Here is a 14,532-nt window from a genome sequence, read left to right as displayed (position 1 = left end):
TCAGGGTGAGTGGTAGGGTGAATTACGCTGCGGCGGACAACACCGCCATGTGGTTCAGCTCGTCGATCTGGGCAAGAAGAAGGTAACCCCCGTGCTCATGATCGTCTTGGATAACGATGGCCTCGAGCTCAAGGGCAAGGGGCTCATTTTCGCACCCGCTGGGCGGTACACGATAGTGGGTCAACCTGACCGCCTGAGTACCCGCTGGGTACTGCGCAAGTTGGGTCGCTACATCCTTGAGCAGTAGCTCTAGTCGTTCCACAGGTCTGACGCCGAAAGCGTCGATGCAAGTCTGAGTGGCAAACATGCTATCGCAGATCAGGCCCTCACTTACTCGGATCGGGCCTGTGAAGCCAGGCTGCTCTGCCAGCATTGTCATGTCGAAGGTAGGCATGGTGTTTCTCCTTGAGGATTGAACAAACGAATCCACAGGAAACACCATCCCCATGGGAACGGTGCTCCCATGGATGGTTGAGCAAGGCCCAGCGGCCTATTGGTCGACAAAACCCCGCTTTCGCGAGGCGGTGGTTGTCAGTTCAGGTTTTTAGAGCCTCGAACCAGGAAGACACCGCCCGCCGAGGGAGCTGTCGCCCCCGACAGGTCAGTGGTTGGTATGTCAGACTAGAAGGAACCGGCTGCGGGCGATTCGAACGAGCCAGCAGACCCACCAGCGTGAGCCGCCGCGTACCCATTGGGTTGCGTCGGCACCGGATCCGGCTGAAGAGGCGCCGCGTCCTCTGTTGCAGCCATCTGTTCATATTGCTCTTGCTGGTCATCATCACGACGCGGTTCCTGATACACCATGTCGCCGTTGATTTTGATCCAGCTGACGAACAGCAGACGAGCTTTCAAGCTGACGCCTGTTTCACCCTGTCGTTTCCCCTTCTGGTATACAAACGTATCCGTCCATAGATCGCCGAGCCTGAAACCGATCAGGACTTTTTTATCCATGTTGACGGCCTGCTCGCAGCGCTTGACCAGCTTTTCCGCTTGACGGCCGCTAACACGGCAGTCGAAGCGAGTGTAACTGACATCATCCGCTGCACCAGTCAGAGCTGCGATATCGCAAGCCCAAAACGCTTTGCCGCGCTTCGGGGTTACCTCACGGATTCGGTTGAGGTAGCCCAGACCAGTAATGTGGAGGTCGAAGAAGCCTGTGGAGGCATTCTGAGTGGTCATGGTGTTTCTCCCTTGGATAGGAACAACGAATCCATGAGAAACACCAATCCCACATGGGAGGTGAATCCCATGGTGGGTCGGCTTGATGACGCCCGGAGGCGTAGGTATGTAGCAGGGTTGCATCCGACCGCTTAGCGGCACTCCCTTGCAGGATGCGCGGGGAGTTGAGCAGGGCGTCTCGGTTGGTGCCGGTCGAGACCACCGGACTGTCATCGACAGCGCATTGCATCTTCCATGCTAGCGAAGGCCAGCAGGGTGTCAAGGGGGAGCAAGCGGAGCTGCTTTGTCAGCTAACGCGCTGTTCCCACCGCCCCTCACGAGCGCGATGTGTGAGGAGAAGCACTGCCGTGAAACATATAACGCCAAAATTCGATTAGGCAGAACTAAGCAATTTTGAGTAGCCTGGGGGTTACGGGATGTGTCCAGGCGAGCTGTCACTGTCGCCACCTTGCGACTGGAGCAGACCGTAACATCAAAGGGAGGCGGTCCAATGGGTACCGCCGGGCGGTAGCGTGCTCTCTGGGCGAATATGCCGTACCGGGGCAGGTACAGATCCATCGGCCCCGCAGATATCGACCTTAAGCGGCCATGCCGGCAAAGGCAGCATGCGCGGTGATCGGTGTTATGCAGCCGAGCTATACTTAATTTATTGTATTTTCAGCGGTTTAGGAGGCAGGCGACATGCGGTATAACATTTGTTGAGCGCGCGTGCGCGTTCATTCAATACCGGAGCGTGCAGTCTAATCACTGTTAGACAAAAAGAAGGGAGCCATGAAGGAAGGCGACTCAGATAACCCATTATTGGAAGCTCTGAAGAATTCGATGCAAGAGGTAGAGAAGAAATCAGCTGAGCATGAAAAGCTAAGAGCATCCGAAGAATATCAATCAGAACTTGGCTTTTTGAGACAAACGGTTAGAGATCTTATTCATACGCTTAGGCTATGCGAGTTTGCAGCGTCAAGATGGCATGATTTTGGAGAAAAATATCTACTGCCACGGCACTTTGACGACATAGTTGAGGCGGCTTTGACAGCACAGTTGGCGGTCGAAAATGGAGCATTGAACCCTGCACGCCGAGAACTACGGTACATGTTAGAAGTGGCTGTCAACTTTGCCTATGTCGATGAAATTCGAGCAAAAGATTCTTTTGATGAAAGAGTTGCTTTTTATAGGGGAAAAAAAGTAAATAAAAGCAACGTTGACCACGTTTTTGAACTTCCCCTTCGGTTGTTCGGCGAACAAAAGAATAATTTTGCAACTAGTGTTCGTTCGGCTTGGGTTAGGGCTTCCAACTATGTTCATCTGACCAAAAGAAGAATCGATGAAAAACTACGCTTGAGGGAACAGGGCATATCTTTAGGCATGGAAACCATTGATATGCTTAAAGATATCGTTTCTGAGGTCAACGAGGTATGTAGTATCGTTGTTGCTTTGACCTTTGAAACTATCGGTCCTTCTTTTACAGGTGACCTGCTCGTAGATTCCCTAGATGAGCAGAATGAATGGGCATTCCATGCTAATGGCTACATCGCTTTAATCGATTCCCACTTTGACTATAAGCATGAGCGCCAAGGGAGGCTCGAGGAAATACACCAGAGAAGGGAAAACCGGATTAAGTATCGGGTGTAAGCAGGCATTGTCTTGCCATAGCGTCAACGGGACCGGATTTCCGCTGGCGCTCCAGGCCGGCCCGTTACGCTGGCGTTAAGGGGCTGTGTGCACAAGAACCAAATAAGGATTTTTAATGAGACTTCATGAGCTACAAATAAAAAATTTTAGAAAACTCAAGAATTGTCACATCAAATTTAGAGATACCACTTTTCTTATCGGTCCGAACAACGCTGGAAAATCTAGCGTATTTTCCGCGCTGGAACATTTCCACAAAAATTCGAATTTGGATAGGGAGGACTATTCAAAAGAGTATAACGAAGACGAAGAGAGTTATACCTACGAAGAAGACGTTGAAATTATAGCGGAATATCAAAACTTACCGAATGAAGCTAATGACTGGCTGGGATTTAAAGGCCGAGTGTTATCCTCTCAAGATCAACTTGAAGGAGAGACGGGCAATTCTATTGTTTATAAGAAAGCTTGGTCTCTTAATCAAAGCAAGCCGAAGATATTCATGAAGGAATATCCGAGAACAAGAAGTCCCATGTATGCTGATTGCAGAAAAGTATCGGACCTTGTAGGAGAGCATTACTCGGAAGCATTTCTAAAAAATCATTTTGGTGAAGCTAATTTTGAGAAAAGCCTAACTACTGCAGCAACAAAGCAAAAGCTATTAGATTTACCAGAATGCTGGGATGTTCAAGTGGACGAAGAACCTACTTGGGTAGAGAATCCAGGCGGCATCCCCGGCAACGTGTTATCCAAGCTTCCTATTATCGTAGTAATACCAGCAGAATCGTGTATTTCAGAGCTGACTAGTTCTGGTGGAGCATTGTTTAACCTGCTGGGGGGACTATTTGATACTGTTAGAAGCAACTCCGAAAATTACGCTCAAGCACAGACTTTTCTTAATGCTCTAGCTTCCGAGCTTAATCCAAACGATGAAGAAACGGATTTTGGGCAGCTAATTCGCGACCTTAATGGAATGGTAGACACCCTTTTCCCTGATTCGTCTGTACATGTTAGCGCGACGCTTGACGTACCAGATAAATCTATCAAGCCCCAGTTTAAAGTGGAAATGGAGAGTAATGTCAAAACTTCCGTTGACTATCAGGGGCATGGAATGATCAGGGCAACAGCATTCCAGTTGCTAAGATTTGTGCAAGATTTTATAAATAGAAACACTGATAGCCCTCGGGCAACCATATTCTGTTTTGAGGAACCTGAAATATATTTGCACCCTTCGGCTGCAAGCCAAATGCGGGACTCATTGTATGACTTGGCCGGTCCAAATTGTCAGATAATAGCGACTACTCATTCGCCTTATATGGTTGATCTTGGATCAGAAAAGAGCATGAGTCTCACGAAGTTTAGTTTCACAGAAGACGGTTTTTCGACAGCAAATTCTTTCAATCTAGAAGAGGCCTTCGTTACGCTCGCCGGAGATGAAAAGCAAAACTTAAAAATGCTCTTAAAAGTTGACGACCATATATCAAGAATGTTCTTCTCGAAAAAGTGTGTGTTTGTCGAAGGTGATACAGAAGAAGTCGTCGTGCGCGAGACCATCAAAAGGCTGTCTCATGAGGATAAGGCAAAAGTTATAGGAAACTGTGAATTTCTAAGGGCTAGAGGAAAGGCAGTACTTATATCAATCGCAAAATATTTGAATGCTCTAGATGTGAACTACATTTTCATGCACGACCGCGACGCAGGAACAGAGCGCGCAGAAGCGATGAATGCCCCAATATTGGCTCTAACTGGAAATGACCGAAGGGTTATGATTGAAGAGTGCATTGAAGACTTGTTGGGTTATGACGCTCCGAGTAGTGAAAAGCCGTATAAAGCCCATCTACATATACAGAATAATTGGGGAGATGCATTTGTTGATTTGCCTGACGGTTGGAAATCTACGTTCATTAATTTGTGCAGCCCATACTTGGATCATCTTCGAGAAACCCCTTAACAGACGCGTCAAATGCGACACTCGTACCTCGCGCGCTTAACGCGGACGTTATATAAAAACGAACGAGCACATGAGTCATTATAAGTGGGTGGTAGTTATATTTTTTTCTGTTATGGCAAGCGGGTGTGCGAGTTCCGGGTGTTATAAGGAGGACTACCTGTTTAACGGTAGCAAATTCGCAGTCGGATATCAGTCGGACGTTACAGCTCCTAACGTAACTGAACATAGAAGAGTGATGGAGAGCTTTGGTGATGAAATATTCGATTCAAAAGAGGCTATGTTAGATGCTGGTTATACGGTTAATGGTTGTAATGTAACTCCTCGCAATGTTCAATACTGCACTGGTGTGAAGAGTATTCAAGAAATGCGTGTCAGGGAAATATGTCCTAGGCATGGTTCAATTTGTAAGGATGGCACGTATTCTAGCTCTCGGGGCAGGGGCACGTGCTCACACCATGGAGGTATTGCATACTAGCCACATAACAATTAAGAAGAAAGAAAAGAACACCCACATTCTTGCTGCACCCCCTTCGGCAGCTCAAGCGGAGCGTTATATCAGATCTCACTTACAGACCGCTTCTGGCCGATAGCGGCTGTATGCATTATGGTCGCTTTTCGGCCGCTGAGCGCCCTCCAAGGGAGTCCTGGAAGAGTGGCTTGCCGTAAAGAAATTGCGTGTAAATTTCTACGTATAGAATTCGGTGTTATGTGCGAAACATGAGCCATGTCGGATCGATCACTACGCGGAAGTCGAGTGGCCTTATACAACCACACAACGAGACTACTCGCCGAGTCGGCTCTAAGTCCACTCTAGGTAATGCTTATCCATCATCCGATACACTTCCTCCGCTGCGATGGGATGCGATATCACATAACCTTGTGCAGTATCGCAACCCAGCTCGGCCAGTGCCTTCAGGGTGGCTTGATCCTCGATGCCTTCTGCGGTCACCTTGAGACCTAAGGTGTGAGCCAGCTCAATCGTGGATGCGACGATGGCATAATCGCGCCGGTTTTCACGCATATTGCGAATAAAACTGCGGTCCAGCTTGACCTCTTCTATGGGGAATCGACTCAGGTAGGAGAGAGAAGCATAGCCGGTACCGAAATCGTCGACGGCACAGCCGATATTGATTTCCCGCAACGTGGCAATGACCCTCTGGGTGTGATCGTGGTCTTGGATCACCCCGGTCTCGGTAATCTCCAGCTGTAAGCCCTGTAGACTGCTTTTCGACCTTTTGTCGAGCAGGAAATCCACAAGGCCGGCCCCATCGGATAGATCGTGAGCGGCTATATTGACGCTGATGCCAAAGTCGGAGTCCCGTGTGCGGCAGCGAGCCAGTTCCTCGATGGCTTCATCGATAACCCAACGGGTGAGGCGGGTGATCACACCGGCCTTTTCCAGGAGAGGGATAAAGTGACCCGGCGATATGAAACCCAGCCGCGGGTGTTCCCAGCGGATCAGCGCCTCGGCCTCACGAATGCGGCCGCTGGCTAGATCCAGCTTTGGCTGATAGACCAGACGCATGTCGCGGGTGCCATGCTGGCGAAAATCGTGCAGCAGGATCAGATCTCGAGGATCGGGCTGTAACTGAGGCGTATAAACACACCAAGTGTTGCCCTTGGCGTGTGCCGAGGCAAAGGCCGTGACTGCGCGGCGTAGCAGCTCTTCGGCGTGAGTGGAGGCGGAGTCCTTGTCATCATTGTCGGCACGTCCGATGCTGATGCCCATTACGACCCCCGGATCGACATAGAGCCCTTCGATATAGAAGGAGGTAGTCAGTCGAGTCATGGTTTCTTCCGGGGATAGCTCCTGCGGAGTGGTGAGAGCAAAGGTGCCTGTGCCGAGATGGGATACCAGAGGGAAGCCCAAGTGCTCCACATGGTAACCAAAGTCCTTGATCAGTTTCTCGTGACCGATGCGGCCAAAGGTGCTAGTGACCGAATCCAGGCTCTGCAGCCGCAGGAAGACCAAGGTAGGCGACCAGTCGGGTGCTCCACTTAGCCTACGTTCCAGGTCGTCGATAAAGGCTTGCCGGCTGGGCAGGCCGGTCGCTGCATCATACTCCGCTTGGTCACGCAGCTGTTTCTCCAGGCGGCGGCGGGACCGCAACTCCGCGGTCAACTGACGAGTTTTCCGGGCCACCTGACGCTTCAGGACCCAGGCGCCAATCAGTCCGAGCAGGGCCAACAGCAGTATCGGCGCGATGATCCAGGCCAAGGTATTCAGATGATCGGCTATGGTCGGTTTACGCCACTCCAGCTCGGGGAGCCACTTCTGATAAATGGCGAAATAGGTACCGTCGGACTGCGTGGCCGCGAGTTGAAAGTTCAGCCACTCCAGAAGATCGCTGTTGCCCTTGCGCACGGCGAAGACGTAGGGGCGCGGCCAGAAAGGCGAACTGGTACTCCCCACATCGTAATCGGCGGCAAGGCGTTTGGCGCTGAGCGTAGACTCTATACAGGCATCGGCTTCCCTGGTATGTACCGCCAGGATGCAGGCCCGCTCGCTCTTCACCGGCTGCAGACGGATATCGGGATGCTCTTCTGCCAGTTGCTCCTGTGCATAGCCAGCCGTTGTGACAGCGACAGTTTTCCCTCTCAGGGCATCCAGGTTGCTGAAGCGCACCCCCTCGGTATGAGAAAATATGCTGTGGAACTGATGGTAAAATGGATTTGAAAAATCATACTGCTGGCTACGGCGCTCCGAAGCGAAGAGAGCGACCGCGTCGGCTTCACCGCTCTCGACAGCCTGCAAGGCCAGCTCCCATGCCGTCAGCCGATGCTCCGCCGCTACCCCACCCCGCTGTGCCATGGCGTCCTGCAGGTCGATAACAAACCCCTTGGCCTGCCCTTGGGCGTCGAGCCATTGGAAGGGCGCATAAGTGGCAGAGCCCGCGAAGACGATATCTTCGCTCCGGTCGGGGTGCAGGTTTCCCAGCGCGCTCTGGGGGAGGAGCCCAACAAGGAACAGGCCGGCCGCTAGCATCAGGAGGCAAAGTAGGCCGACACGGTTGACAAGCATCAGCGTTCCTAAAGAATTTTGTCAGCTAGTTAAGTACACTTTACCTTGCACAGCCCGGTCTACCAAGTGGCTCTAGGTCGGATGGCTGAGAAGTTGACCATCCTTCTTCCTAGCACTCCAGGGTGTAGAGCTAAGGACTCATGCCACGCAAGAAGGAGATTCTCCCGAATTTGTCTACACTTTAAGATTATTTAAACGGAATTTACTGACACTCCCCCTGACGACAGCAGGAAACACCATGGTTACTCCTCGCTCTGGAAACCCCTCCGCTCACGTGGTTCGGTCATTGCTTCAACACCGGCATGAGCTATCGGTGTATTCGAAATATGCGCGCTATGCCCTGCCAGCGGAGGTCACGGAGCTGGATCTGGAGGCAGGCCACCTGGTGCTGGAGGCGGAGTACGGCGGCGCCGACATGGACCACTATATCAGCGATGGCTGCTTGAGCTTTGATATCGAAGCGCTCAAGGTCCCTGAGATCAGCGAGCGCGAGGTGTTCACTCTCAGCAACGTGCCGGTGAAAGTCCTGAAGACGGATAGCACGACCTATCGCCTGGAGTGTCAGCTGCCGGAGTCGGTCTTCGTGAAGGAGAGTCGCGGGGCGGTTCGCATCCCCTTTATCTTGGGGATGCAGGCGCGCGTTAGCGTTGAGGTGTATCTCCATGAGCTCAGCATCCCGGGACGGTTGCGGAACCTCTCCGTCGGGGGCTGCATGGTGGATATCGCGCTTGCCGATAGCATCGCTATTAGCGTGGAACAGATCGTACCCGGGGTCACCTTGGAGTTCCCCAACGGAGAGAGTTTCTTCGCCGAAGCCAGCGTTCGCCATATGCGCCCATTTGGTAACCATGGCTACGCCGCCGTGGGTCTACAATTCATCAACCTGTCAGCGACTCAGACGGAAGCCCTGTTCCATTACGTGTCGGAAGCGGAGCGCGAGGCTGCCTATCGATCAGGCGTCAACGACAAGGTGTCCAGCCACTCCCCACTGTTCATTCCTGGAGCCAAGGAGACAAAAATCCTGCAGCGCGAAGAGCAGGAGCGCCAGAAGCGCGCTCATCAAACCCCCATGCAGCGCGGTGTCATGGAAGTGGCTCATCAGCTTCAGGTTGGGCTTATGTACATGAAAACGCGTGACTTTTTACCAGAAGAGGCGCTGTATGATTGTGCAGACACGTTGCTGTACCTGGTAGGCCAGGACCGCAAGGGGTTCCTCTACGCGCTGGCATTTCTGCGCGACGAGCCGGACTGGGTGCGTCATGCCGTTCAGGTTGCCGGACAATTAGCCGACATGTTGCTGCTACGTGACCCCCACTCGCCCCAGGTACGTGAAGCTGTCTTGGGCGCTCTGCTACATACCATGGGCAAACCGCTATTGGTCAGCCAAGAGCTTCCATCGCTCAAGGTGCACATGAAGCCCCACCAGAAAGAAATTTTGAAAGGTCATGTGGGGGCGCTCCGGAAGAAATTACAAACACTTGGCTGGATGCCGAGCCCGACCTGTCGCGATGTGTTTGAAAATGCCAACGAACGGCTCGATGGATCCGGCTACCCAGCTGGCAGACGAGGTGATCAGCTTTCAGAAGTGGCGAAGCTGGCTTCGGTACTCAAGGCGGTGAATAAACTCACCCATGAACGCAACGGGATTCCTCCTCGATCACCGCTCGATGCCTACCGCTGGGTGAATGACGCTGCCGGCGCTTACGACAAGACGGTACTCGTCGAGTACATCCAACACTACGGCCTCTATCCGATCGGCAGTCTGGCGAAGTTCTCGGGTGGCTTCCTAGCCTGGATCATGGATATCGATGCCAAAGGAATGCCTATCAAGGTAAACGTCGTCAAGAATCTATCGTTCAAAGACACGAATATCGATTATGTCTTGAGTGCAGGCGACTTCTCTCAAATCGGAAAGCTCGAAGGCGTAGTCAATCCAGCAGACTACGGTGTGCGGCTCATCAAAGCATGACGCTAAGCCGATCGGGGGCACTCTGTCCGGACAAGGCTGGATTGCACTACATGTCTTGCATTCCAAAAGGAGACCCGGCCATGCGGCCGGGCCCATCCCGTTGGGGTGACTGATACGACTTCCGTGACGTACCTTTCCTTGTCCTTCATCTCCTGACCGCACCAGACTGCCACGGAGGTGCTGGCTTGGTCAGTATGAAAACTCTGCCAAAGATGACTTAGTAGGCTGCCTACGAACGCTGAGCCTCACATGTGCTGTCCATTGTCTTGAAAGTCCGCAAAGAAAACGAAGGTTTCTTTTTCACGTGCCGGGGAGGCAGAGCAAACAAACTCTCTGCCCCGATACAGGAAGAACCGGTATCAAGGCCGGCTTATGGCGAATGCGGCTATGTGCCGGAGTTCGGTTCCGTAAGCGAGCTATAGTAGCCCGTAGAAAAGCCCCGCTCATCCTGAACGAGGCTTTTGTATGACACCTCTCTTCATCCTTGGCGACCGCGGCGAATCGATCGCATCACGAGGCGTCACGCTCAACCTACCAATCGCTCAGTGGTAGCGATATGGCAAATGTCTCACTTGGCTGTAAGACATTTTCTCTTCATAAGCGTATCGCCGCGCCTGGCTGACCATCACCCTGCGCAGATCGCTCTCTCGTGCGATTACTGAATTCCATGGCCCTGCCATCGGCAGCAGCTGGTACGCTCCACCGATACGGTGCGTGTGGAACGGTCGCTGCTCGCCGTCCAGCCCGGCTACCACCAGGTGGCATGGTTCACTAGCTTCGCTTCGTCCACTATCAGCACATCCCCTCCTTGATCGGCCTATTCACCCCGGTCTCTTCGCTCACCTCCACCAAGTAGCAGCTCGGCGGAAACTGCCTCAGACCGTATCCTTCAATTGCTCGTGCCCCCCGCGCATAGCGGACTTAGATAGTTCATTCGCATCCCCCTGCCCCGTCTCACTTTTCTCTGAAGGTTGCCCAGCGGCTAATTTTCATTAGCGTTTGCCTGTTGCCTGGAAGCGATGATATCGAGAATACTGTATAAAAAGACAGCTGCGCAAAGGGACTCAACATGACACTGGCAAACCTCATTCCGGCTCATCCCGAGCCACCATCGCTCGCGCTTCCTTACCCCCTTGTCCTCGGTCGTGCAGGGCTCTCGGGCTTCCCCTCACCGGCGCAGGACTACGAGGGGCGCGTGCTCGATCTCAACGAGAGGCTCGTGAAGCGCCCCTCCGCCACGTTCTTCCTCACGGTGACAGGCGACAGCATGGTCAAGCTGGGCATCAATGAGGGCGATACTCTGGTGGTCGATCGTTCCATCGACCCGAGGCCCGGCCACATCATCGTCGCAATGGTCGACGGCGAGATCACGGTGAAGCGCTATGAGCTGCGCGGCGACGTGCCCTGCCTCTGTTCCGGCAATCCACGTTATGCCCCCATCCCGCTCGTCGATCTGGATTGCCAGGTGTGGGGCGTTGTCAGGTCGGTCATTCATGAGTACGCCGTATGATCGGCTTGGTGGATTGCAACAGTTTTTACGTCAGCTGCGAAAGGGCATTCCAGCCGCGGCTGAGGGGCCGCCCTGTTGGGGTGATGTCGAATAACGATGGATGTGTTATTGCGCTCTCCACTGAGCTGAAGGCCCTAGGCATCACAATGGGCACGCCGGCATTCGAGCTACAGCATCAGGTTCGCCGCGGACAGATCCACCTCCTCTCGAGCAACTACGAGCTCTACGGCGACATGTCCGCCCGAGTACAGTCGGTGCTCGAGGAGTTCTCCCCCGGCGTCGAACCCTACTCCATCGACGAAATGTTCGTCCGCTTCGGTGGCTTTACCTCCGACCAGATGCTCGAGCATGCCCGGCAGCTCCATGACCGCGTCCGTCAGTACACCGGCATTCCGGTCTGCGTCGGTGTTGCACCAACCCGAACACTCGCCAAATTTGCGAACAGAGCAGCAAAAAAGATCCCTGCCTATCGCGGCGTGTGTGTGCTCCAGGCCGGTACCGCCGAAACCAAAGCGCTACTCCAGCGCTTCGAGCTAGGCGATCTCTGGGGCGTTGGCCAGCGGCTGGTGGAGCGCCTTGCCGTTATCGGCATCCGCACCGGCTGGGACCTCGCCCAGGCCGACCCGAAACGGATCCGACGGAGTTTCTCGGTCACCTTGGAGCGCACCGCTCTGGAGCTGCGCGGTATCTCCTGCATCGAGATGAACGACTTTCATGAGCCCCGGCAGCGCATCATGACCAGCCGCAGCTTCGGCAAGCTGACCGACGACATAGGCGAGATCCGCGAAGCCATGCGACAGCACGGCCAGCGCGGCGCCGAGAAGCTACGCAGCCAGGGCAGCCTGGCCCGCGCCGTGCTGGTGTTCCTCAAGACCAACCCGTTCAGGCAGGATCTGCCGCAGTATACGCCCAGCGCTGTGGTTGAGCTGTCGCGACCCACTGATGATAGTCGAGAGATTCTCCACGCCGCCGGCCACGCACTACAGCGGATCTACCGTAAGGGTTACCTCTACCAAAAAGGCGGTGTAATGTTGCTCGACCTCGTCGACGCCAGCCGGCAGCAGCTATCACTGCTGGATACGCCCCAGAGCGATGCCGACAGGCAGCGCAGCGCGAAGCTGATGGGCGTGATGGATGAACTGAACAGCCGGATGGGCCGCGGGACTGTTAAATTGGGCACCCCGAGCCCTGGGGCGGCATGGCATCTGCGTTGCGCGAATCTGACCCAGCGGTATTCAACAAGATGGGACGAGCTGCCGATCGCTCGAGCCAAATAAAGAGCCCTGGCAGCCGCCAGGGCAGGCGCGATGAGACGCGATATTTTGGCGAACCCATAGAGAACTAGAGAACGCGTAACCATAGCGTCTCTCGCTTCGGGATAAAGAAACCTGCCGTAGGGGGCCATTTCGCCAACTCAGCCTGCCGAAAAAAAAGCCCGGCCAAGGGGGGCCGGGCTTCCGATCAACGCATCCTTATCCATCCAACTTCGGGCTTCCTGCCCAAACATCCATGGTTCAGAGTGTTCCGTCGCTCGGCCTTCCCTGTAGGGCTCTCCCTAGCCCGTTACTCACCAAGGTAGTAGCCCTGAGTGAAAACCGTGTTAATCCACGTTATGAAATTCTGTAAGAGTTCGCTTCTTTTTGTAGAAATCTCGACAACTCACTAGGCCGGATTGATCAGTCCAGCTTCCCCATCATTACCGGGCCGGTTCACCTCCCGGCTCACCGCCCAATGTTCGATCAGCGACGCATCCAGGTGACGCACTACATGGCGAATCGTCTCCCGATCCGTCAGGTCGGGATCGAGCCATGGCCCAAGGCTCGCGTCATCGAGGATCAGCGGCATACGGTCATGCACCTCGGCAGCGGTACCCCGGGCAGGCTCGGTCAGGATCGCACAGCCCAGCGAGCCATCCACCCTCTCGGCGTAGATGCCGGCGAACGCGATCGGCTCGCGATCGCAGCGGGTAATGTAGTGCGGTTGCTTGCCGGTCTCGGTAGCCAGCCACTCGAACCAGCCATCGGCGGGCACAATGCAACGAGCGCGGGCGAAGGCATGCTTGAAGTAGCCACTGGTGGCAACCGTTTCGGCCCGGGCATTGATTGGCTGCGCCGCCTTGCCCTTCGCCCACTTTGGGCGGTAGCCCCACCACAGCTCGAGCTGCTCGGGCGGGGCATCATGCGCCACCTTCCGAAACCCGCTGATCCAGGTGCCCGGCGGGATGTTGTAGCGCGGCGCCGGAGCGCCGGCCTCCATCGCGACGCGTAGCCGCTTGGCGAGCCGAGGGTAAGCGCTGAACTGAGAGAATCGTCCACACATGAAGCGAGTGTAAGCGAAGCCATCCGTGGCATCCTACTTCCTCGCTTCAAGTTGCCATGAAGAGGAGTCATAGCAAGCCGCAGGTTAAGGGCCCCAACTCGAAGTCTCTATGGTCAATCACTGCAACCTTTGTAAGCAATCTCTCACGTAACTATGAGCGTGGGCTTACAGTGCCGAGCCACGAACCCGAGTAAGCTTTTGTATCTCAGAAGCAACCGGAGAATGGAGCGATGAGGCAGGAGACCTTCACGGAAGCCGGCATCGACGTGGAACTTACGCTATTGAGAGATAGCAGTAGTCGGCATTGGCTGGTCATAGCCCGCTGGCACGACAAGCAAGGCACACTATCCACCCATACGTTGCCGCCACTTGCCCCTGATTTGGCAGAAGAGCAGGCATGGCGCGAGGCGCGCTCCTGGGCCATCAAAAGATTGACGAAAGAGATGCTGGAAGCGGGCGGTGTGAAGCCCAAATTTGCGGTACCCATCTGACCCAGTTAGAAGGCCACGGACATGGCTCACCGCTCAATCCACTACCGCTTTTCAACGCTCGGTTCACACACTCTGTGCTGCAGCTGCGGCAATGCTGAGCTAAGTCGCGATCAGCAGTGGCAGACGTTCCGAGTTCCGGAGACCGGAAGTGTTCGTGTGGTGGCTTGCCATATGTGCGGCTGGACCGATGCGGTATCGTTCAACCGGCGAATGCGGCGAGAGACGTCAACTGTCGGGTAGCTGCGAGCCCTCCTCGACTGAAAAAACTATCTCAAGCCGTGAACCGTACTGGGATTCTCGGAGGCTCTATACCTTGAGGGGATGGAGCTATGAATACATCAAAACGTCACTCCCTCAAGGTCCGTCAGTGTGCGTAGTAACCACCAAAGTAGAGCGTTATTAATTAATTTAACCCGCATCGTCACCGGGCCGGTTTCTGCCTAGTTTACCGGCCCGGCCACGCAATTA

The 14,532-nt window shown here is 54.3% G+C and carries 10 protein-coding genes; 6 read left to right on the top strand and 4 right to left on the bottom strand.

Annotated features, from left to right (window positions below; translation table 11 throughout):
- Positions 1–22: 22 nt before the first annotated feature.
- Together DIS04_RS14920 and DIS04_RS14915 are read right to left on the bottom strand one after the other, a co-directional pair.
- Positions 23–394, bottom strand: coding sequence for a hypothetical protein (locus tag DIS04_RS14920; RefSeq protein WP_111414582.1), 372 nt, complete (start codon positions 392–394; stop codon positions 23–25).
- A 227-nt stretch (positions 395–621) separates the two neighbouring features.
- Complete coding sequence (locus DIS04_RS14915; RefSeq protein WP_111414581.1) at positions 622–1,179, bottom strand: STY4534 family ICE replication protein; 558 nt, start codon at positions 1,177–1,179, stop codon at positions 622–624.
- Between the two features lie 771 nt (positions 1,180–1,950).
- On the opposite strand from DIS04_RS14915, the gene DIS04_RS20520 reads away from it, so the two are divergent.
- Entirely contained in the window at positions 1,951–2,808 is an 858-nt protein-coding gene (locus DIS04_RS20520; protein ID WP_162623092.1) for a hypothetical protein, read from the top strand.
- A gap of 115 nt (positions 2,809–2,923) precedes the next feature.
- Positions 2,924–4,753 (top strand): ATP-dependent nuclease, encoded by a 1,830-nt coding sequence (locus DIS04_RS14905; protein WP_111414579.1) that lies wholly within the window; start codon positions 2,924–2,926, stop codon positions 4,751–4,753.
- 799 nt (positions 4,754–5,552) lie between these two features.
- Here the strand turns inward: DIS04_RS14905 and DIS04_RS14895 are convergent.
- On the bottom strand, positions 5,553–7,775 hold the full coding sequence (locus tag DIS04_RS14895; RefSeq protein WP_111414577.1) for a putative bifunctional diguanylate cyclase/phosphodiesterase: 2,223 nt from the start codon (positions 7,773–7,775) through the stop codon (positions 5,553–5,555).
- A gap of 313 nt (positions 7,776–8,088) precedes the next feature.
- Between DIS04_RS14895 and DIS04_RS14890 the strand changes: the two genes are divergently transcribed.
- From DIS04_RS14890 to DIS04_RS14880, 3 genes are all read left to right on the top strand, one after another.
- Complete coding sequence (locus DIS04_RS14890) at positions 8,089–9,744, top strand: PilZ domain-containing protein (protein ID WP_340148174.1); 1,656 nt, start codon at positions 8,089–8,091, stop codon at positions 9,742–9,744.
- 1,069 nt (positions 9,745–10,813) lie between these two features.
- Positions 10,814–11,254, top strand: a complete 441-nt coding sequence (locus DIS04_RS14885; protein WP_111414575.1) for a LexA family protein — start codon at positions 10,814–10,816, stop codon at positions 11,252–11,254.
- Positions 11,251–12,531: a Y-family DNA polymerase gene (locus DIS04_RS14880; RefSeq protein WP_111414574.1), complete on the top strand. Its 1,281-nt coding sequence runs from the start codon at positions 11,251–11,253 to the stop codon at positions 12,529–12,531. Before DIS04_RS14885 ends, DIS04_RS14880 begins: the two co-directional genes overlap by 4 nt.
- A 385-nt stretch (positions 12,532–12,916) precedes the next feature.
- On the opposite strand, the gene DIS04_RS14875 is transcribed toward DIS04_RS14880, so the two are convergent.
- The gene (locus tag DIS04_RS14875) at positions 12,917–13,573 is read right to left on the bottom strand and encodes an SOS response-associated peptidase (RefSeq protein ID WP_111414573.1); all 657 of its coding nucleotides are present in this window, start codon (positions 13,571–13,573) and stop codon (positions 12,917–12,919) included.
- Between the two features lie 230 nt (positions 13,574–13,803).
- Between DIS04_RS14875 and DIS04_RS14870 the strand changes: the two genes are divergently transcribed.
- Positions 13,804–14,064, top strand: a complete 261-nt coding sequence (locus tag DIS04_RS14870) for a hypothetical protein (RefSeq protein ID WP_111414572.1) — start codon at positions 13,804–13,806, stop codon at positions 14,062–14,064.
- Positions 14,065–14,532 lie beyond the last annotated feature (468 nt).

The sequence above is a fragment of the Billgrantia lactosivorans genome (assembly GCF_003254665.1).
GTDB classification, from domain to species: domain Bacteria; phylum Pseudomonadota; class Gammaproteobacteria; order Pseudomonadales; family Halomonadaceae; genus Halomonas; species Halomonas lactosivorans.
Note: the sequence above shows the minus strand (reverse complement) of the source record. Positions and strands in the feature narration are given on the sequence as shown.

Coding starts and splice junctions, on each gene's coding strand:
- DIS04_RS14920 (WP_111414582.1), bottom strand. CDS start 394: ATGCCTACCTTCGACATGACAATGCTGGCAGAGCAGCCTGGCTTCACA.
- DIS04_RS14915 (WP_111414581.1), bottom strand. CDS start 1,179: ATGACCACTCAGAATGCCTCCACAGGCTTCTTCGACCTCCACATTACT.
- DIS04_RS20520 (WP_162623092.1), top strand. CDS start 1,951: ATGAAGGAAGGCGACTCAGATAACCCATTATTGGAAGCTCTGAAGAAT.
- DIS04_RS14905 (WP_111414579.1), top strand. CDS start 2,924: ATGAGACTTCATGAGCTACAAATAAAAAATTTTAGAAAACTCAAGAAT.
- DIS04_RS14895 (WP_111414577.1), bottom strand. CDS start 7,775: ATGCTTGTCAACCGTGTCGGCCTACTTTGCCTCCTGATGCTAGCGGCC.
- DIS04_RS14885 (WP_111414575.1), top strand. CDS start 10,814: ATGACACTGGCAAACCTCATTCCGGCTCATCCCGAGCCACCATCGCTC.
- DIS04_RS14880 (WP_111414574.1), top strand. CDS start 11,251: ATGATCGGCTTGGTGGATTGCAACAGTTTTTACGTCAGCTGCGAAAGG.
- DIS04_RS14875 (WP_111414573.1), bottom strand. CDS start 13,573: ATGTGTGGACGATTCTCTCAGTTCAGCGCTTACCCTCGGCTCGCCAAG.
- DIS04_RS14870 (WP_111414572.1), top strand. CDS start 13,804: ATGAGGCAGGAGACCTTCACGGAAGCCGGCATCGACGTGGAACTTACG.